The organism is Pseudomonas sp. CCNWLW23 (assembly GCF_037095675.1).
GTDB classification, from domain to species: domain Bacteria; phylum Pseudomonadota; class Gammaproteobacteria; order Pseudomonadales; family Pseudomonadaceae; genus Aquipseudomonas; species Aquipseudomonas atacamensis.
Genome location: NZ_JBAWKM010000006.1, coordinates 42,251 through 59,019 on the forward strand (window position 1 = coordinate 42,251; position 16,769 = coordinate 59,019).

General features: G+C 59.6%; 18 protein-coding genes and 1 tRNA gene. 4 read left to right on the forward strand and 15 right to left on the reverse strand.

Annotated elements, in window-relative coordinates; translation table 11 throughout:
• Nucleotides 1-17 precede the first annotated feature (17 nt).
• On the forward strand, nt 18-899 hold the full coding sequence (locus V8J63_RS10325; protein WP_336352639.1) for a LysR family transcriptional regulator: 882 nt from the start codon (nt 18-20) through the stop codon (nt 897-899).
• A gap of 154 nt (nt 900-1,053) precedes the next feature.
• Here V8J63_RS10325 and V8J63_RS10330 read toward each other — a convergent pair whose 3' ends face one another.
• The 5 genes from V8J63_RS10330 to V8J63_RS10350 all read right to left on the reverse strand — a co-directional run bounded on the left by V8J63_RS10330 (nt 1,054) and on the right by V8J63_RS10350 (nt 6,374).
• Nucleotides 1,054-2,484 (reverse strand): amidohydrolase family protein, encoded by a 1,431-nt coding sequence (locus V8J63_RS10330; RefSeq protein ID WP_336463983.1) that lies wholly within the window; start codon nt 2,482-2,484, stop codon nt 1,054-1,056.
• Between the two features lie 40 nt (nt 2,485-2,524).
• Nucleotides 2,525-3,328: an ABC transporter permease gene (locus tag V8J63_RS10335; RefSeq protein WP_336463984.1), complete on the reverse strand. Its 804-nt coding sequence runs from the start codon at nt 3,326-3,328 to the stop codon at nt 2,525-2,527.
• 19 nt (nt 3,329-3,347) lie between these two features.
• The gene (locus tag V8J63_RS10340) at nt 3,348-4,190 is read right to left on the reverse strand and encodes an ABC transporter ATP-binding protein (protein WP_024012979.1); all 843 of its coding nucleotides are present in this window, start codon (nt 4,188-4,190) and stop codon (nt 3,348-3,350) included.
• A gap of 60 nt (nt 4,191-4,250) precedes the next feature.
• Complete coding sequence (locus V8J63_RS10345) at nt 4,251-5,276, reverse strand: aromatic ring-hydroxylating dioxygenase subunit alpha (protein ID WP_041480351.1); 1,026 nt, start codon at nt 5,274-5,276, stop codon at nt 4,251-4,253.
• Between the two features lie 75 nt (nt 5,277-5,351).
• Complete coding sequence (locus tag V8J63_RS10350; RefSeq protein WP_122881104.1) at nt 5,352-6,374, reverse strand: ABC transporter substrate-binding protein; 1,023 nt, start codon at nt 6,372-6,374, stop codon at nt 5,352-5,354.
• Between the two features lie 667 nt (nt 6,375-7,041).
• Between V8J63_RS10350 and V8J63_RS10355 the strand changes: the two genes are divergently transcribed.
• Nucleotides 7,042-7,863 carry an outer membrane protein OmpK gene (locus V8J63_RS10355; protein WP_336463985.1) on the forward strand — a complete coding sequence of 274 codons (822 nt, stop codon included), beginning with the start codon at nt 7,042-7,044 and terminating at the stop codon, nt 7,861-7,863.
• A 77-nt stretch (nt 7,864-7,940) separates the two neighbouring features.
• Here V8J63_RS10355 and V8J63_RS10360 read toward each other — a convergent pair whose 3' ends face one another.
• From V8J63_RS10360 to V8J63_RS10405, 10 genes are all read right to left on the reverse strand, one after another.
• Entirely contained in the window at nt 7,941-8,570 is a 630-nt protein-coding gene (locus V8J63_RS10360; RefSeq protein ID WP_336463986.1) for an isochorismatase family cysteine hydrolase, read from the reverse strand.
• 84 nt (nt 8,571-8,654) lie between these two features.
• Nucleotides 8,655-9,683 carry a D-cysteine desulfhydrase family protein gene (locus V8J63_RS10365; RefSeq protein WP_336463987.1) on the reverse strand — a complete coding sequence of 343 codons (1,029 nt, stop codon included), beginning with the start codon at nt 9,681-9,683 and terminating at the stop codon, nt 8,655-8,657.
• 97 nt (nt 9,684-9,780) lie between these two features.
• Nucleotides 9,781-10,437 carry a DsbA family oxidoreductase gene (locus tag V8J63_RS10370; RefSeq protein WP_336463988.1) on the reverse strand — a complete coding sequence of 219 codons (657 nt, stop codon included), beginning with the start codon at nt 10,435-10,437 and terminating at the stop codon, nt 9,781-9,783.
• Nucleotides 10,434-10,649: a tautomerase family protein gene (locus V8J63_RS10375; RefSeq protein WP_016774741.1), complete on the reverse strand. Its 216-nt coding sequence runs from the start codon at nt 10,647-10,649 to the stop codon at nt 10,434-10,436. Before V8J63_RS10375 ends, V8J63_RS10370 begins: the two co-directional genes overlap by 4 nt.
• A 203-nt stretch (nt 10,650-10,852) precedes the next feature.
• Nucleotides 10,853-11,320, reverse strand: coding sequence for an HvfA family oxazolone/thioamide-modified RiPP metallophore (locus V8J63_RS10380; protein ID WP_336463989.1), 468 nt, complete (start codon nt 11,318-11,320; stop codon nt 10,853-10,855).
• A 252-nt stretch (nt 11,321-11,572) separates the two neighbouring features.
• Entirely contained in the window at nt 11,573-12,364 is a 792-nt protein-coding gene (locus V8J63_RS10385) for an HvfC family RiPP maturation protein (protein WP_336463990.1), read from the reverse strand.
• Nucleotides 12,357-13,241, reverse strand: a complete 885-nt coding sequence (locus V8J63_RS10390) for an HvfB family MNIO-type RiPP peptide maturase (protein WP_336463991.1) — start codon at nt 13,239-13,241, stop codon at nt 12,357-12,359. The genes V8J63_RS10385 and V8J63_RS10390 overlap by 8 nt, the downstream gene beginning before the upstream one ends.
• A 112-nt stretch (nt 13,242-13,353) precedes the next feature.
• Nucleotides 13,354-13,773, reverse strand: a complete 420-nt coding sequence (locus tag V8J63_RS10395; RefSeq protein WP_336463992.1) for an organic hydroperoxide resistance protein — start codon at nt 13,771-13,773, stop codon at nt 13,354-13,356.
• 61 nt (nt 13,774-13,834) lie between these two features.
• Nucleotides 13,835-14,350, reverse strand: coding sequence for an HvfX family Cu-binding RiPP maturation protein (locus V8J63_RS10400; protein ID WP_336463993.1), 516 nt, complete (start codon nt 14,348-14,350; stop codon nt 13,835-13,837).
• A gap of 377 nt (nt 14,351-14,727) precedes the next feature.
• Entirely contained in the window at nt 14,728-15,789 is a 1,062-nt protein-coding gene (locus V8J63_RS10405) for an SDR family oxidoreductase (RefSeq protein WP_336463994.1), read from the reverse strand.
• Nucleotides 15,790-15,893: 104 nt separating this feature from the next.
• Here V8J63_RS10405 and V8J63_RS10410 point away from each other — a divergent pair, with 104 nt between their 5' ends.
• Both V8J63_RS10410 and V8J63_RS10415 read left to right on the forward strand, forming a co-directional pair.
• Entirely contained in the window at nt 15,894-16,538 is a 645-nt protein-coding gene (locus tag V8J63_RS10410; RefSeq protein ID WP_336463995.1) for a dTMP kinase, read from the forward strand.
• A gap of 136 nt (nt 16,539-16,674) precedes the next feature.
• Nucleotides 16,675-16,749, forward strand: a tRNA-Lys gene (locus tag V8J63_RS10415).
• The last annotated feature ends 20 nt before the right edge of the window (nt 16,750-16,769 follow it).

Genomic DNA, 16,769 nt, shown 5'->3' on the forward strand with positions numbered 1-16,769 from the left:
AAGAGAACCAATCGTCGATGGATCTGTTCGACAGCATGCATGTCTTTGTTCGCGTCGTGGAGCGCGGGTCTTTCTCGGCGGTCGCCCGTGAACTGAACATGGGGCAGCCAGCAGTGAGCAAGCAAGTGCGCGCGCTGGAGCAGTATCTGGGTGGGCCACTGTTCGCACGCAGCACTCGGCACCTGGCCCTGACCGACCAAGGTCAACGCTTCTACGACCACTGCCAGGAAATTCTCGGCCACGTCGAAACTGCTACACGGAGCTTTACCAGTGGCCAGGAGCAGATTGCCGGCCCTTTACGAGTCGCCGCGCCGGTCAGTTATGGAAGGTTATGCATTGCGCCGCTCATAGGGACTTTCCTGCAACGCCATCCTGATGTGCGGATTGACCTGCGGCTGAGTGACCACAATGAAGACCTGCTCAAGGAAAACATCGATCTGGCGATCCGCATTGGCGTAGTGAAGAGCGAGGGATTGGTGGCACTACCACTGGGCAATAGCCCACGGCGTGTCTATGCGGCGCCCGGTTATCTGGATCTACACGGCGTGCCACGTGAGCCCAGCGAACTGTCAGGACACAACTGCATCGGCTTCACGTTGCTGGAGCATTACGACCGTTGGCACTTTACGCACCTCGGCCAGGCGTTCGATGTAGGTATCCAGGGCAATGTCACCAGCAACAGCAGCGAGGCCATCCGCGAAATGGTGCTCTCCGGCCTGGGTATTTCCCTCTCACCGCAATGGCTGTTCACAGCTGACGTCGAGCAGGGCAGGGTGAGTACCGTACTCGACAACTATCAGACCAGCGCGCTGCCTGTCAGCGCCGTACTCAGCCGCGAGCGACGACGTTCAGCGCGGACGATGGCGTTCATCGATTTTCTACGCGAGCAATTGTTGTAGCAGCGCCTTGGCATACGCCGTCCGCTGCTTTCTTCTCCGGGACCCTGAAACTGTCTGATGACAGTCCCAAGTCGATTACTGCCGTATTTTTCCATCTACCGGACATTTGATGCGGCCGAGTATTGGCACGGCAGCACGTGCCGGGGAGATCAGCTCATGAGCGTACGCCTGCGGCCTGCTGCAACCGCCGCACCGCGTCCCGGGCCTGGGCGCCGAGTTCGGCCAGGTCGAAGTCAGGCAACTGGTCGTCGTGTACGGTCAACCGGCCACCGACCAGCAAGGCGCGCAACGTCGGGCGTCCTCCGCCCACCACCGGCCCGATCGCCGGGTCATGCAGGCCGAAGTATCGCGGCTGGTCCAGGCGGTAGATCGCCAGGTCGGCCGCCATGCCCACTTGCACGCTGCCCACGGCGTCCAGCCCCAGCACCCGAGCCCCGCCAGACGTACCCCAGCGCACCACGTCTTCCACCGTGGCCGCGCTGGCACCGCCTTCCTCGTCACCGCCGGCATAACGCGGGCGGGCCCGTTCGCCAAGTCTGGCCCGTTGCATCAGCCAGGCGGCGTGGGTTTCGCTGATCATGTCGCAGGCCTCGTTGGAGGCGGCGCCATCCACGCCAATCGACACCGGCATTCCCGCAGCCTCCATGGCCACCACATCGGCAATGCCACTGCCCAGGCGGCCATTGCTTTGCGGGCAATGGGCAATGCCCGTACCGCTGGCCCCGAGCATGCGGATTTCCTCGGCGTCGAGTTTCACCAGATGCGCGAACCACACGTCCGGCCCCAGCCACTCGTGCTCGGCACAGAACGCCACTGGCGACATGCCGTGGCGTTGCTGCACCTCATTTTGATATTCGACGGTTTCGCTCAGATGGCTGTGCAGGCGAATGCCCAGTCGCCGTGCGACCCGGGCGGTTTCGCGCAGGTGTTCGGCAGGCATGGAGTAGGGCGGGCTGGTAGGCGCCATCACCACCCGCCGCCAGGCATCGGCGGCCGGGTCGTGGTAGCGCCGCACCAGACGCTCGACGTCGTCCAGGTATTGCTCCAGGGTCTCCGGCCCCGCCACGGACTTGCCTTCGGCTTGCCGTGCTTGCGTGGCGCCGCCACGGCAGAGGACAAACCGCAGCCCCAGCCGTTCGGCTTCCTCGAACAGCACCTCGGCACTGTCAAAGTCCATGCCCGGCAAGTTCAGGTAATGATGGTCTGCGACGGTGGCGCAGCCGGATCGTGCCAATTCGACCAGGCCAATGCGCGCGGCGAGGCGAAAGCTGTGCTCGTCAAACGCGCCGCGATAGCGATAGGGCACGGCACCCAGCCAGGCTCCCAGACTCTGGTCGATACCTGCGGGAATGCCTTTGAGCAGCGACTGAAACAGGTGATGGTGGGTATTGACCCACGCCGGGTAGACCACACAGTCGGTGGCATCCAGCACTCGCTCGCCGGGCTGGGGTTGCAGGGCGCCGATGGCGCTGATGCGGCCGTCGACGATACGGATATCAGGCCCGGCGTGGCGCGCCGCCGCACCGGACAAGCCGGTGAGGATGGCGCTGGCGTTACGTACCAGCCAGCTATTTTGAATCTTCATGTGAGGCTCCATACGCCGCATCTGCGGCGGATTCAAAGGGTCAGCCGAGTTCGCTTTCGTGCCAGTTGCGCAGGCTCAACCGGGCCAGCAAGGCCATCAGGCTGAATAACGCGACACCGGTCAAGGCGATCAGCAGCAGGGCAGCGAACAGCCTTGGAATATTCAGTTGAAAGCCGGCCTGAAGGATCTGATACGCCAGCCCTGCACCGGTGCCCCCGGTGCCGGCAACGAACTCCGCCACCACCGCGCCGATCAACGCCAGCCCGCTGGCAATGCGCAGCCCGGCAAAAAAACACGGCAGGGCGCTGGGAATGCGCAGGCGCAACAGTACCTGCCAGCGGCTGGCGCGGTTCAGGCGGAACAGATTGAGCAGGCCGGGGTTGACGCTGCGCAAGCCGAGTACGGTGTTGGCGATGATCGGGAAAATCGCCACCAGGGTCGCGCAAATAATCAACGCCAGCGTGGTGTTGCTGCACCAGATGATGATCAGCGGCGCCACGGCCACCACCGGCGTCACCTGCAACAGGATGGCGTAGGGAAACAGGCTGGCTTCCAGCACGCGGCTCTGCACAAACACAAAGGCCGCCAGGGTGCCGATAAGCACCGCCAGGGCAAACGAGAAAAAAGTGATCTTCAAGGTCATCCACAATGCACCGAACAGCATCGGGCCATCGCTGATCAGCGTACGGCCGATATCGACCGGGGAGGGCACCAGATACACCGGCACCTTCCAGGCCACACATGCCAATTGCCACAGACCCAGCAATACCGCGCCGAGCAGCAGCGGCGAGACGATGCGCAACACCGTGGGGTGACGTAACCAGGGAGTAAAGGACGGGTTCATGATCGGGCTCTCAGTGAAGTCAGCAAGAATCGCCATTGGCCTCGGCCAGCAGCCGGGACAGGCGTGCGCACTGCGCGATAAAGGCCGGGGAGGTGCGGTAGGCCTCGTCTCGTTCCAACGGGCCGTCGATTTCGATGTCGGCGATTACTCGGCCCGGGCGCGCACCCATCACCACCACCCGCGATGACAGGTAGACGGCCTCGAAAATGCTGTGGGTGACGAACACCACGGTCAGGTCGCGGCTAGCCCACAGCTGACGCAGGTCGCTGTCGAGCTTGTTGCGGGTGAACTCATCCAGGGCGCCGAAGGGCTCGTCCATCAGCAGCAGATTGGGCTCGGTGGCCAAGGCCCGGGCGATGGACGCGCGCATTTGCATGCCGCCGGACAGTTCCCGCGGATACACCTGGCTGAAGCGGTCCAAGCCGACAAGGGCAAGGGCGGCGTCGACCTTTGGCTGGCTCTGGGCTTTGGGCACATTGGCCAGATCCAGCGGCAGGCGCACGTTATCGCTGACCTTGGCCCAAGGCATCAGGGTCGCCTCCTGGAACACCATCGCCAGGCTTTGCCCTTGGGTCGGGCTGGCCGGGCTGTCCTTGCCCCACCAGCGCACATGGCCGGCGGAGGGCTTTTCGAGGCCGGCGAACATTTTCAGCAGGGTGCTCTTGCCGCAGCCCGAAGGGCCGAGCAATGAAACGAACTCGCCGCGCTGAATGGCCAGCTTCACCCGGCTCAAGGCCTGGGTGCCGTTGCTGTAGGTTTTTTCCACCTGATTGGCGAACAGCGGTGTTTGCACGCCGACGCTGTCGCCCCGTGGCAACGCCTGTGGCAGGGCGTTGGCCCCAGTTATGGTTTGCATCAACATAGCGCTCTCCCCTTGGGTCATGAGCGTCCGGTAAAGCCCCGGCACACCGGGGCGCTGACTTCAATGGCTGAGGAACACTTCACTTTCACCATGGGCTTCGAGCAGGCCCAGCAATTGCCGGCGAATCACCAGGCCAGGCTTGTCCGACGGCATGTGCAGTTCCACTCGCCGGCGAGTATCGACACAGGCGTCGTAATCGGTGGCTTCGAGGATGTCGCGGTCTTCGGCGGTGATCGCTGCGTCCCAGTCGATCAGTTCCTGGGTCGAGCATTGCTCTTCGCTGTCATTGCGATACAACCACTGCACCAGCATCAGGCGCCCGTCTTCCATGGGCGTCGCGCAGTTGTAGATGATGTGGTGGATGCCGCTGTCCGGGTACATGCAGCCAAAGCGCCGGGAGAACGGCAGGTAATAGCGGTTGATCAGGTGGCGCTGGGTGATCGGCTCGCGGGTGCCGGTGATGCGATAGCTTTCCTCAGGATTGCGGATCGGCACCCGAGTCTCCGCCTCGAAGCCGTAGTCGGTTTCGCGAAACTCGTAGCCGGCCGGCGCGGGCTGGTCGAAAAGGCCGAAATTGGCTTTGTGGACGAAGGAAAAATGCGAGTTGTCAAAGGAGTTTTCCATGACCCGCAGCGGACTGGTTTTCCACTCTTCATAAAACTGGAAGATGCGCCGGTAGCCCGGGGCGCCATCCTCGGGAAACTCAGGGATTGGTTGCAGAGGATCGTCGAGGGCGACCCAGGCGTAACCGTATTTTTCCTGGCAGTGAAAGGCCTGGACCGAGGCGCCCGGCGGAATCATGCCAGCGGGGTTTTGCGGGATCTTCACGCAGGTGCCGGTGCAGTCGTATTCCCAGCCGTGGTATCCGCAGGCGATGTTGCCGTCCTCGCTGACAAAGCCTTTCGAGAGCTTGGCGGTGCGGTGGCAGCAACGGTCGCGCATGGCCACCGGGGTGCCGTCGGGGCGCTTCCACAGCACCAGCGCCTCACCGAGTAAAGTGAAGGGCTGCGGGCCGGCATCCAGCGAGGTCATGGGCAGCAGGGCATACCAGAAACGGCGCAATACAGGTTGTTTGGTGACCAACATAACAAGTGTCCTCACGGTATTCGTTCAGCCGGCTCTTGGGCTCGGGCTCTGGGTTCAGCAGTCTTGCAATCAGGCTCAGCGGCTGGCGGACTGTTCGGCGCCAGGCAGTACCTTCAAGTCCTGCACGAAGCGCGTGGTGTAGGCCTTCTGCCAAGGCGCATCGGCACCGAGCAGGCCGGCGTCGACCATGAAATTGCGCGTAGCCTGCCAGCGCGCATCGCTCATCACGCCGATGCCTTGGGTGGCGGCATCACCGCCGGTGACCAGGCGATATTGCTTGAGCGTCGACAAGCCCCAGGCGAGCAATTCATCGCTCATGTTCGGGTTGTCGGCCTTGATCAGGTGGTTGGCGCTCGGGTTGTCGAGGTAGCGCTTCCAGCCCTCCATCGAGGCGCGAACAAAGCGCTGGACTCGCTCAGGATGCTGATCGATCACGTCCTGGCGAGTGGCCAGGGTCGAGCCGTAGGGCGGGTAACCGGCGTCGGCAAACAGGAAGAAGTTGGCTTTCTCCCCGGCCTTCAACGCCTGGAACAACTCGGAGCTGGCATAGGCCTGCTGCGTGGTGTTGGCGTTCGCGAGGAAGGGTTGCAGGTTGAAGGTGTAGGGGCGGGCCTGGCTGTCCTTGAGCTGATATTTTTCCTTGAGCCAAGGCCACCACGTTTGCTGGCCCGAGGTGGACACCAGCACCTGTTTGTTCTGCAAGGCATCCAGGCCGCTCACATCGGCATGGGTCAGCAGACCCTGAGGATCACCTTGAAAGGGCGCGGCCACGGCCACCACCGGCAGGCCTTGCTCCACACTTTTGAGAATCTGCAAGTCGTAGTTGACGATGAAATCGGCCTGCTTGTTGAGCAGCAGCTGCATGCCATTGACCTGCGGCCCACCCATGCGGATGGTCACGTCCAGGCCTTCTTTTTCATACAGTCCATCCGCCAGGGCCTGGTAGAAACCGCCCTGTTCAGCTTGGGCATACCAGGAAGTGAGCAGCACCACCTTGTCATTGGCCAAAGCCAGTGGAGACGCGATCAGGGCGGCGGGCACAAGCGCCATGGCCAGTAGCGAGCGAAGCGGTTGACCCAAGGCAAAGCGAATTTTCATGATGTGTTCTCCACAACGATTCGAAAACCGCCGCGCGCCAATCGGCACGCCAGCGAGGGACCGATTGGAGAGAACAAGGGGAGGAGAGAGGGCGTATATGCGTAGTTACACGGCTGACACTTCTCTCTTGCCCGGGGCGCTGGCGCCGCGTTCAAGCATCCAATCGGACGTACGCCCACATGGGAGGGCGCAAGAGCAATGCCCGGTGCCATTGCTGGCACTGACCGCTTCTACTCGAAAGCAATCTTAGCCAAAAGTGTGCCAAGCCGTCGCAGGCCCGCCCTCACGGGATCCGGCGGACGAGGCAATCAGCAGGAGGTGGGCAGGCGAATCGCAACGGTGCGAATCAAAGTGAGCGCGCCTCAATCTGGTGCGCAACCGATGGCTGCAAAGTATTCAGTTTTACGCATCGATTGTGCTGAATGAGGGTTGAAGATTGTATTCGCTCAGTTGGCACAACCCCTGCTTAGTCCTCAATCGAGTAGAAGCGGTCAGCACAGAGGGCTCTCAACAGAACCCGAGGTGCAGGGCATTGCTCTGGCGGCATTACGCCGCGCACCCGGCAAGGGTCGCCCCTCGTTAATTTGAGGGCCAGAGCAGCTGCTTGATCCGCAGCTCGGGCATGCCTTGCCGGTGATATCCGCCAATCACCTGACAAGGGCAGCCCATGAACGCATCGCGTATTCCATTACTTGCACCTTCACTGCTGCGTCGCAGCCTGCCGCCGCTGTTAGCTCTGGCCAGCGCCGGCGCCGAAGCTGGCCCTCTGTTGTGGAACGACAACAGCTTGAGCTACCTCTACGGCCAGCATTTCAAAGTCGACGGCACTGGCGACGATACTCAGCACACGCTGAGCTTCGAACACGCCAGCGGCTGGACGTGGGGCGATATCTTCATGTTCGTCGACAACAAATGGTCCAGTGGACTCTCGGGTGCCGACGGCCATTCCTACTACGGTGAATTCTCCCCACGGCTGTCGCTGGGCAAAATCAGTGACCGCTCCCTGAGCTATGGCATCGTCAAGGACGTACTCATCGCCGCCACCTACGAGCGCGGTGAAAACCGCAATCGCAAATATCTGTTGGGCCCCGCTGTCGACCTCGTGCTTCCAGGCTTCGACCGCTTTTCCCTGAATACCTACTACCGCAAACCCGACGGCATCACCGGTAAGGCCTCAGGTCAATGGCAGATCAACCCGACCTGGTCCATGACCCTCCCGGTGGGTCGCTCCGACATTCTTTTCGACGGTTATCTGGAGTGGTACGTCAACGACGTCGGCAACAAAGGCACCTCCAACTATGTGGCGAGGAGCTTTCACTTCAACCCACAAGTCAAATACGACGTGGGCAAGGCGCTGGGGCAACAGCAAAAACGTTTTTATGCGGGACTTGAGTGGGATTACTGGTCGAATAAATACGGGATTGAAGACACGAGCGGATTCTCTACCGACCAGAATGCGCTGAGTCTCTTGCTCAAGATGCATTTTTGACGGGGCCGATCGCCAATTGCAGAAAGCGGCCTTGACGCACCACCTCGGCAAACTGGCGAAATCGGTGTTCATCGCCGCTACTCCTGCGCTGCCAGCGCCGCAATCAATTCCTGGGTGGTGACGATTGAGTGAGCGAAAGTCGGCCCGTTCAACTCGTGGGCGGCGTGCATCATTTCTGCACGGAATGCGGCGGTCGCATCGCGCACCAGCGTGACGTGGTAGCCCAGTTCCGAGGCGTAGCGGGCGGTCGCTTCGATGCAGGTGTTGGCGAGCAGGCCGACGATGATGACGTGGGTGATGCCTTTCTGCTTCAGGCGAAAATCAAGGTCGGTATTGGCAAAGCCGCTGGAGCCCCAATGTTCCTGCACGACAATGTCGCCGTCCTTCGGCGCGAAATCGGGATGCCATTCGCCGCCCCATTCACCACGTGCGAAGTGGTGCATGTGCATGATTTTGCACTGGGTCGGTGTTGGATGATCCCAGCCTTCGTAGTCGCCATGTTCCCAACGGTGGTGCGGCACGATGACCACCGGAATGTTCTGCGCTCGTACGGCGCGATCGAGGGCTCGCAGGTTGTCGAGCAGCCCGACCTGTTCGGCAATCGGCTTGATCAAGGGAAAGACCTTGCCGTTTTCCGAGAGAAAATCGTTGTACGGATCGACCAGCAGATAAGCGGTGCGGTTCAGCGGATAAGGGGCGTTCGACATGACGATGTACTCCACGCAAGTTGAGTGACCGATGCCGTGGGCTCGCCCGGGCATCAGTTTTTTATGACGACGAAAAAGCTCAAGTCAGTTGAAGGCGCTGCGGTAGGCAAAGAGGCCAGGCAAGCCGCCGGTCATCACAAACAGTAGATTGCTTCCTGCCGGGTAGTCGCCTTGGCGCACGGCAGCGAGCAACCCGGCGAAGGCCTTGCCACCGTAGACCGGGTCCGTCAGCAAGCCCTCAACGGAGGCCAGCAGCCGGACCGCTTCGAGCATTGATTCGGTGGGGGCGCCATAGGCGTCGCCACGTTGACTGCCATCCACAGTGATTGCGCTTTCCACAAGGGTTGCGGACGGGTCCAGGAGCTGCAAGGTTTCCCGAGTTTTGCTCAGGGTCGCCGCCGTGGCCTGCTCCTCAGTTGCCAACACCGAATAGCCGATAACTTCGGTTGATGATCGAGCGAGTGCCAGACCTGCTTGCAGTCCTGAATGGGTTCCGGCGCTGCCATTGGGGATGATGATCCGCTCGAAGTGAACGCCGAGCGCGTCCGCCTGGCGGAGAATCTCTCCCGCACAAGCGGCGTAGCCCAGACTGCCCCTGGGGCTGGAGCCGCCCAATGGTATGAGGAAGGGTTTTTTGCCTTGGCTTTTGAGCGCGCTGAGCAATTCGCCAGCGTAGCTGTCCGGCGTCAAACCCCGCGGCAGTCGATGAACCTTTGCACCAAACAGGCCATCGAGCAGTACGTTGCCGTTATGACAAAAATCGTCATCGCTGCGCACCGCCGACGGAGTCAGGATTAGCTCGCAGGCCAAGCCGTGGCGGGCCGCGACGGCGGCGGTCAACCGGGCGTGATTGGATTGAAAACCACCCCAGGTAACCAGTGTGTCGGCGCCTTCGGCCAATGCTTCGCCAAGCAGAAATTCAAGTTTGCGCAGTTTGTTGCCACCGCCGCCGAGGCCCATCAGGTCATCGCGTTTGACGTACAGGTTGCAGCCATGCAGCTCGGCTGCCCGGCTCAGGCGGGACAGCTTCTGAATCGGTGTCGGGCCTTCCAGCAGCGCCACTCGGGGGTAAGCAGCCAGCGCAGTTTCCAGTTGATTCAAGTCGTGAGGCATGACGGTTCACTTGACGTTGATGAAAGGAAGTGGGGCGGTCACTTCACCAGGCCCCGGCCAAATGGTTTATCACTGGCATTGCAGTTAAGTCGCTTTGTCAGGCTGTGGCGGGCTCTCGTGCGACTTGCCTGAGGATTTGTTCGTACTCCTTGACGGATAGCGATCCGGACACCAACTGGCGACCGTTCAGCACCATGGCCGGGACCGAGTTGATCCCGCGTTCAAGGTAGAAACCTTCAAGTTCTCGGACCTCGAGAGCGAACGCCTCGCTGGCCAAAATCTCTCGGGCGCGGGTGGTTGAAAGTCCCGCTTCACCGGCCAGGCGCACCAATGTTTCGTGGTCGCTGGGGTTCTCGCCATTGGTGAAATAGGCCTTGATCAGGATTTTCTTCAGCGCAACCTGGCGGCCTTCCTGCACGGCCCAGAGCAGAAGTCGATGGGCATCGAAGGTGTTGTAGAAATGGCTGCGCTTTTCCAGGTCGAACTGAAAACCGATGGCCTTGCCACGCGCGACAATCATTTCATTGCGCGAGGCGACTTCTTCGGCGCTGCGCCCGTATTTACGCATCATGTGCTTGATGGCGTGCTCGCCCTCGGCCGGCATGTCCGGGTTCAGTTCGAAGGGCTTGAAGGTCAGCTCCACGGCAACCTCGCCGGCAACATTAGCGATGGCTTGTTCCAGCGCAGTGGCGCCGAGTGCGCACCAGGGGCACACGACATCCGACACAAAGTCGATACTGACGGGGAAGGTCATTTCTTCGACTCCGTCAGTTGTTGGCGGTACTCGGTGGTGGTAATTCCGGCATAGCCCCAGTTGTCGGTGTCGACCTCTTCAATAACGATGTGGGTGAGGTGCGGGTCCTTGTTGAGGACGGTTTGCATCGTTTTGGTGATCTCGGCGATGACTTGAGATTTCTGTTCTTTGGTAACGCCGTCGCGAGTGATACGAACGCTGATGAAAGGCATGGGATAAGTCTCCAGTTGGCGCCCCATCGACATGATGAGGGGAGCAGTGGGATGGACTTTAGAGTGTTGCGTTCAGGGGATAAATCAGGGGCGGAGAACATCACTTATAACGCGGTGTAATCAATACAACGGGGGGCTTTGCAGAAGGTAATCGCCCTCCCTGGCTGCAGGCGCGGGGAGGGCGAATGCTACGGCGGGAGGAATCAGTTCTGCGCTTTGCTCATGCGGGTAAATAGCTCGGTGGGTACTTTCTTGCCGTTGGAAATGTACTGGTTGGTTCTGAACTTGTAGACCTCACCTTCCGAAAGAAAACCATCGTGGTTGGTGTCCATCGCTTTGAATTCTTCACCGCCCTGAGGTGCTACAGCCAGCAGTTCTTTAAGAGAGACGAGGCCATCATGGTCGGTGTCTGTGCGAGCGAAAGAGTCGTCCCCACATTTGCCTTCACCGCACTTGCCTTCGGCAGTAGCGGACTTGTCGCTGGCTTCGCTGGCCCCGCATTTGCCTTCGCCACACTTGCCTTCGCCGGTTTTATCGGCCGATGCCAGTTGGTAGCCTTGGGACAAAGGCTCAACAGCAAAAGCCGCAGACGATGCCAGGCTCATGCCACCGGCTAAGGCAATTGCGGCCAGGCCAAGACTGGTTTTGTTCGACATTGGTTTACGGTACATAGTGCTTCTCCAGATGCGTTGCGCGGCGAGGCCGCGGTTCATGCCACAGGGCGGATAGACCCTCAAGGAAGTTCGAGGCGAAAGGCGCAAGCGTCTTCCACTTCGATACAGCGTCCTTGTTCGGGTAGGCCTATTTAGCGGGAGTCATGTATCGGCGATGTATCGGCGAGCGGAGCATTTGTAAGCCAATCCCAAGACTTAGCGTTTGGGTACATAGAGATACAAAAACCGACCTCAGCCTTTGCTCGTCAGTCAGGACAACAGCTTTAAAACGGGTATCGCGGCTACGCCGACGACAGCTTGCGCATGCAGCTGGCGCAGCAGCACCAGTGCGTCAGCAACGAAGCCGGTCACGTCTGTTGCACCAGCCTGCGCAGCCAAAGCGTGCAACTGCGCTCGACCATCCATGTCAGGGAACTGCTCGATCCGCTGCAACAAACGGAACGCGAGAGGGCTGACCTGGGAGAATTGCACTTGGCCACTCGGGGCACGGCTGATCAGCAGCAACGTTGGTTTTTCTGGCGGTTCAGAAGGCAGATGACCTGGCCCGAGACGATGTACGGCCCAGGTGTAAGCCAGCGGCCAGACGAGCGGGGAGAGCCTGAGGGGACGGTCGAGTAAATGCGCCGCATCACTGGGTTTTAAAGGCGCAGCGTCCAACTGTTGCAGCGCCATCTCCACCCACTCGTAATGAGCCAATTCAGGCAAGAACGGGTACCAGGGGTGTTCGTGGCCGGGCGAGTCTTCCAGGCTCGCTACGAAGTCTACGAACTCACGGGCAATTTCTCCGAAGCGTGGTGTCTGCGCGCGGTAGTCACGCAAAAAACGCCGTACCAGCGCACGCCAGCCGGCATCACCCAGCACGGCAACCAGCACCGGAAACGTCCCACCCAGCAACCCCAACAGATTGTTCAACACCAGGTTGAGATAGACCTGCGCTCTCTCGGGATTCATCTGCGCAGGCGGCGCATAACTGTCCGGGTCACGCAGGTACCGGGTCAGCGCGAGCTGCTGACTGTGCAAACTTGAAGGGGAGTCAGCCATCGACGGTCACCCGCACCAAAGCATTGGCGTCGCGTTGCAAGCGCCTGATGGTGTTCAGCTCAGCCACCAGTTCGTCGTAGGACGGAAAGTTGAAATCGCGCTCCAGCAGGGTTGGCTTCACGCCGAAAAGGTCATAAGCCTGGCCCAGCAATGACCAGACTACCGGTTTGACCGACGCACCATGGGTGTCGATGATCAGGTCATCAGCTTCGTCATAATGGCCAGCCACATGCATGGCGACTACGCGTTCGGGTTCCAGGCCGGCGAGGAAAACCGCTGGATCGAAGCGGTGGTTCACCGAGTTGACGTACACATTGTTAACGTCGAGCAACAGGTCGCAATCGGCCTCGCGGAGCACTGCATTGGTAAAAGTGAGTTCGTCCATGTCCTGATGAGCACCGGCGTAGTAGGAGACGTTTTCTACAGCAAGACGACGACCGAGAATGTCCTGTGCACGGCGGATGCGCGCAGCAACGTGATGAACGGCCTCCTCAGTGAATGGCAACGGCAGCAGGTCGTATAAATGGCCATCGTCACTGCAGTAACTCAGGTGTTCGCTATAGAACGGCACGTTGAAGCGATCAAGAAACCCTCGTACTTGCTCAAGAAAAGATTCGTCCAGCGGCGCACTGCCACCCAGCGACAGTGACAGGCCATGGCATGACAGCGGATAGCGTTCAGCCAGCAACTGCAAAGCCTCACCATGAGCGCCGCCGATGCCGATCCAATTCTCTGGAGCAACCTCCAGAAAATCGAAATCCCCGACTGGAGCGTCACGAAGCGTGTTAAGCAGCGCACGGCGCAATCCCAGCCCGACGGTCGCCTCAAGGGGGAGCTGTGGATCTAAATGTGTTGATGATGAAGTGTTCGTTTGCATGAACTCAATACTCCGATTCGACGTCTGGAATCCCCGATCCACAGCACCTCCACGGTTACCGCTGGCAGCCAAGGGGTGTGAATCGGGTGATTGAAACCCGCCACGGTTCTGCTCAAACGAGGTTGGTCACCACGTTGATGTTGTTCCGCGTCGCTTTGGAGTACGGGCATGTCTGGTGTGCGGTGTCGATCAGCTCTTGAGCGACGTTGCGATCCAGCCCGGGAAGGGAGACGTTGAGGCGAGCCTGGAGGAAATAAGCGCCATCGGTTGTGCCTAGATCCACTTCGGCGTCGACCGCAAGGTCAACCGGGAGGGTGACTTTCAGCTTGCTCGCCGCTAGTCCCATTGCACCGATAAAACAAGCCGACCAACCAGCGGCGAACAACTGCTCTGGGTTGGTACCGGCGCCAGAAGTGCCAGGCGATGACAGCTTTATATCCAGTCGGCCGTCGTCACTGAGGGCGGTGCCATTACGACCACCCGAGGAGGTATGGACTTTGCCGGTGTACAGCACTTTATCAATATGGGTCATGGTGAAACTCCTGATTAACTAGCGGGGGTTGAGAGCGATAACCTTGGTGACGCAATAACACTCAGCGTGCATTCAAGCGCTTGAGATACCGATCGATGAATGCATCCAGGCTCAGCTTGCCGGCGCCTGTGAATACAAGTGGCAGAAGTGCGACGAGATAGATCAACGGCAGCTTGAAATTGCCGTAGCCTTTGTTGCTGATGGAGTACCCCATAGCCAGTTCGCTCAACGTCGACCACTCTGCTGGCCAGTGAACTGCGGCAGTTGCCACGACGGTGACCACTATGAGGATCAGTGCCGAAAGACGTGTTCCCAGGCCTACAAGCAAAGCAATGGAACAGAGCAGCTCTGCCCACATGGATAACTGCCAGTTGAACGTAGCCGGCAGCTGATTAAAGGGAAAAGGAAAGGCCCCTTGAATGCTTGGGAACCAGTTCTCACCGTTCCACTTTTCCCATCCCGCTTCAAAAAACTCCCAAGCCAGAAAAACGCGCAGGCTCAAAGGGGCGATCCAGTCCCCAGCGCGATCGAGATTAAGTTGCAGCCGATTCAAGACCGATAACGCGTTTGTTTGCATGGGGTTAATCCTCCGACTTGTCGTCAAGAAAGTGGAAGCCGTTCAGGTGCTCCCAATGACAGGTGTCAGGCACAGGAGCACTGCGCTGGCCGTGAGCGCAGTTCATCGTGCTGGTGTATCTCGCTTGTGTCTGAGGGGGCGGGAAGATCAATGTTGTGTAACGTGTTTGCGTCCGTACACACTTGGATACAGAGCGATACCTGTCGAAGGCGCTATTTTGGAGTTGGGATAAACGATCGGCTGCGTTCTGCCGGTGACTGGCGGGAGGATTTCGCAGGACAAACGAACGTCGCAGATGAGGGGAGGGGCGAGGGCGTGGAAAGTACTGTTGAATGAGGTGGGCACGCCAGGTGCCCACCTTATCTGTCTGGAACCGCCTAAGGTATCAAGCGCATCTCCCGCAGCCTGTCGAACACGTCGAAAAATGCCTGATCACTCGCCTGATAGGCAGTGAAGCCCATCAGGCGGCTTTTCGACATATCCGTGACCACTTCGATGGGGCGACCAAGGTCGGCATCGGTATGCCATGGAGAAATCAGGCGTCCAATGTCGGACTCTTTCAAACCGTGCTCGGCGACTATTTGCGTCCATACGGCTTGATCGTCCGCCATCTGCTTCTCTAGAGGCGAGGGTGACGCAGGGTAGTCAGCAGCAGGCAGGTCGAAGTATTCGGCAATTCGGCTCCACATCCATTTCCAGCGGAATACATCGCCATTGGTGATATTGAATGCCTGATTTGCCGCAGCCGGCGTGGTGGCCGCCCACAGTTGCTGTTTCGCCAACTGCCGCGCATCGGTCATGTCGGTGAGGCTGTCCCACTGCACCCTGGATCCGGGAAACACAAAAGGGCGATTGGTGTGTTTGCAGATCGAGGCATAGACGGCGAGGGTGGTCGCCATGTTCATCGCATTGCCCACGGCCACCCCGGTGACGGTATGCGGGCGATGAACGCTCCAAGTAAAACCGTCCTTTTCCGCAGCGGCGAAGAGTTCGTCTTCTTGGGCGTAATAGAAATTCTCGACATTCAGACGACCCTGCTCTTCGCGAAACGGCGTCTGCGGCAGGCTGCCTTTACCATAGGCTTCGAACGGGCCGAGGTAGTGCTTCAGGCCAGTAACCAGCGCTACGTGTTTGACGCTTTTGGCTGGGCGAATGGCGGCGAGGACGTTGCGCACCATGGCGGCATTGACGCGAATGTTTTCGGCCTCCGTGGCTTGCCGCGACCAGGTGGTAATGAACACATGCGTGGGTTTCACATCCCTCAGCGCCTGTTCCAGAGAAGCAGGATCCTGAAGGTCTGCCGCGACAGGAATCACGCCGTGCGCTTGCGATGGATGTCTCGACAGCGCGGCGACTTGCCACTGGTTGTCGATGAGTAACTGAGTGATGGCGCTACCGACGATGCCGCTGGCGCCCACGACTAGAGCTGTCTGGGTCATAGGTTTCTCCTGGATTTGAGTTTGGGAGTCCGTCTGAGCAACAGAGGTTCAACCTGAAAATCCGTTAGAGTGCGCGCTACTCCCCGTTAAAGCCTGTGAGAAAAATGACTCGTCCGCTGTTTGTCGCTCTGGATGGCCCCAAAGGCGTCGGCAAAACCTCGCTGTTGGAGGCCATCACTGAAGTCCTGAGGGCAGACAACCAGAAAGTCATCCGACTCTGCGAGAAAAAAAGCGACCCGTTCAGGGGCGAGACAATGCACTTGGTGAACCGGCTCGTCCGCCATCCTGACAGGAATCTGGAACTGGACGTTTGCCAACGCCTGGCTGACAGCCGCCGCTGGATTTCCCAGCACGTGCTGACCAAACAACCCGCCGACAGCATCATCCTGATCGATCGCTGGTACCCGTCCGATGCGGCGTTTCGCCGGATAGTCCCGTTTGCTGAAATCCTGCAATTGAACATTGACCGCAACGTACAGGTGCCAGACCTGCATGTCGGGGTGGTTACAGCGGCGGAGATTTCGTGGGCGAGGGCGGGGGCACGCCGGCGTGGCTTGAGCAGTACTGTGCTACGTGGGCTTGAGGAGCATGTTGCTTGTACCGAGGCGTTTGAGCTGGCCGCTGCCGATCAGGGTTGGTTTTTGTGTCGGAATGAGGGAGTGATCGAGGAGGCGACGGGGCGGGTGGTAGGGGAGATTAATCGGGTGGTGAGCCGTCTACGCGCTCACAGCATCGGTCCGCGACGCTGAGCGGCGAGTACTTGAGCAAATATCGCGGCATTTGACGACTGAGCACACGAGTTCCAGTGATTACGTTCAGGTTCACAAGCGGCAACGTTTTTGATCTTCACAATCGTTCAGCGCTGATGGACAATCCGCGCTCTGTTCCGGGGTAGTTCAGCGGTAGAACACTCGGCTCTTAACCGGGTGGGCGCTGGTTCGAATCCAGCCCCCGGACCCACAACATCGCAGGCGCGGAAG

Bases quoted from the DNA above. Each gene is read 5' to 3' on its own strand.
- V8J63_RS10325 (WP_336352639.1), top strand. From the start codon at position 18: ATGGATCTGTTCGACAGCATGCATGTCTTTGTTCGCGTCGTGGAGCGC.
- V8J63_RS10330 (WP_336463983.1), bottom strand. From the start codon at position 2,484: ATGAAGATTCAAAATAGCTGGCTGGTACGTAACGCCAGCGCCATCCTC.
- V8J63_RS10335 (WP_336463984.1), bottom strand. From the start codon at position 3,328: ATGAACCCGTCCTTTACTCCCTGGTTACGTCACCCCACGGTGTTGCGC.
- V8J63_RS10340 (WP_024012979.1), bottom strand. From the start codon at position 4,190: ATGTTGATGCAAACCATAACTGGGGCCAACGCCCTGCCACAGGCGTTG.
- V8J63_RS10345 (WP_041480351.1), bottom strand. From the start codon at position 5,276: ATGTTGGTCACCAAACAACCTGTATTGCGCCGTTTCTGGTATGCCCTG.
- V8J63_RS10350 (WP_122881104.1), bottom strand. From the start codon at position 6,374: ATGAAAATTCGCTTTGCCTTGGGTCAACCGCTTCGCTCGCTACTGGCC.
- V8J63_RS10355 (WP_336463985.1), top strand. From the start codon at position 7,042: ATGAACGCATCGCGTATTCCATTACTTGCACCTTCACTGCTGCGTCGC.
- V8J63_RS10360 (WP_336463986.1), bottom strand. From the start codon at position 8,570: ATGTCGAACGCCCCTTATCCGCTGAACCGCACCGCTTATCTGCTGGTC.
- V8J63_RS10365 (WP_336463987.1), bottom strand. From the start codon at position 9,683: ATGCCTCACGACTTGAATCAACTGGAAACTGCGCTGGCTGCTTACCCC.
- V8J63_RS10370 (WP_336463988.1), bottom strand. From the start codon at position 10,437: ATGACCTTCCCCGTCAGTATCGACTTTGTGTCGGATGTCGTGTGCCCC.
- V8J63_RS10375 (WP_016774741.1), bottom strand. From the start codon at position 10,649: ATGCCTTTCATCAGCGTTCGTATCACTCGCGACGGCGTTACCAAAGAA.
- V8J63_RS10380 (WP_336463989.1), bottom strand. From the start codon at position 11,320: ATGTACCGTAAACCAATGTCGAACAAAACCAGTCTTGGCCTGGCCGCA.
- V8J63_RS10385 (WP_336463990.1), bottom strand. From the start codon at position 12,364: ATGGCTGACTCCCCTTCAAGTTTGCACAGTCAGCAGCTCGCGCTGACC.
- V8J63_RS10390 (WP_336463991.1), bottom strand. From the start codon at position 13,241: ATGCAAACGAACACTTCATCATCAACACATTTAGATCCACAGCTCCCC.
- V8J63_RS10395 (WP_336463992.1), bottom strand. From the start codon at position 13,773: ATGACCCATATTGATAAAGTGCTGTACACCGGCAAAGTCCATACCTCC.
- V8J63_RS10400 (WP_336463993.1), bottom strand. From the start codon at position 14,350: ATGCAAACAAACGCGTTATCGGTCTTGAATCGGCTGCAACTTAATCTC.
- V8J63_RS10405 (WP_336463994.1), bottom strand. From the start codon at position 15,789: ATGACCCAGACAGCTCTAGTCGTGGGCGCCAGCGGCATCGTCGGTAGC.
- V8J63_RS10410 (WP_336463995.1), top strand. From the start codon at position 15,894: ATGACTCGTCCGCTGTTTGTCGCTCTGGATGGCCCCAAAGGCGTCGGC.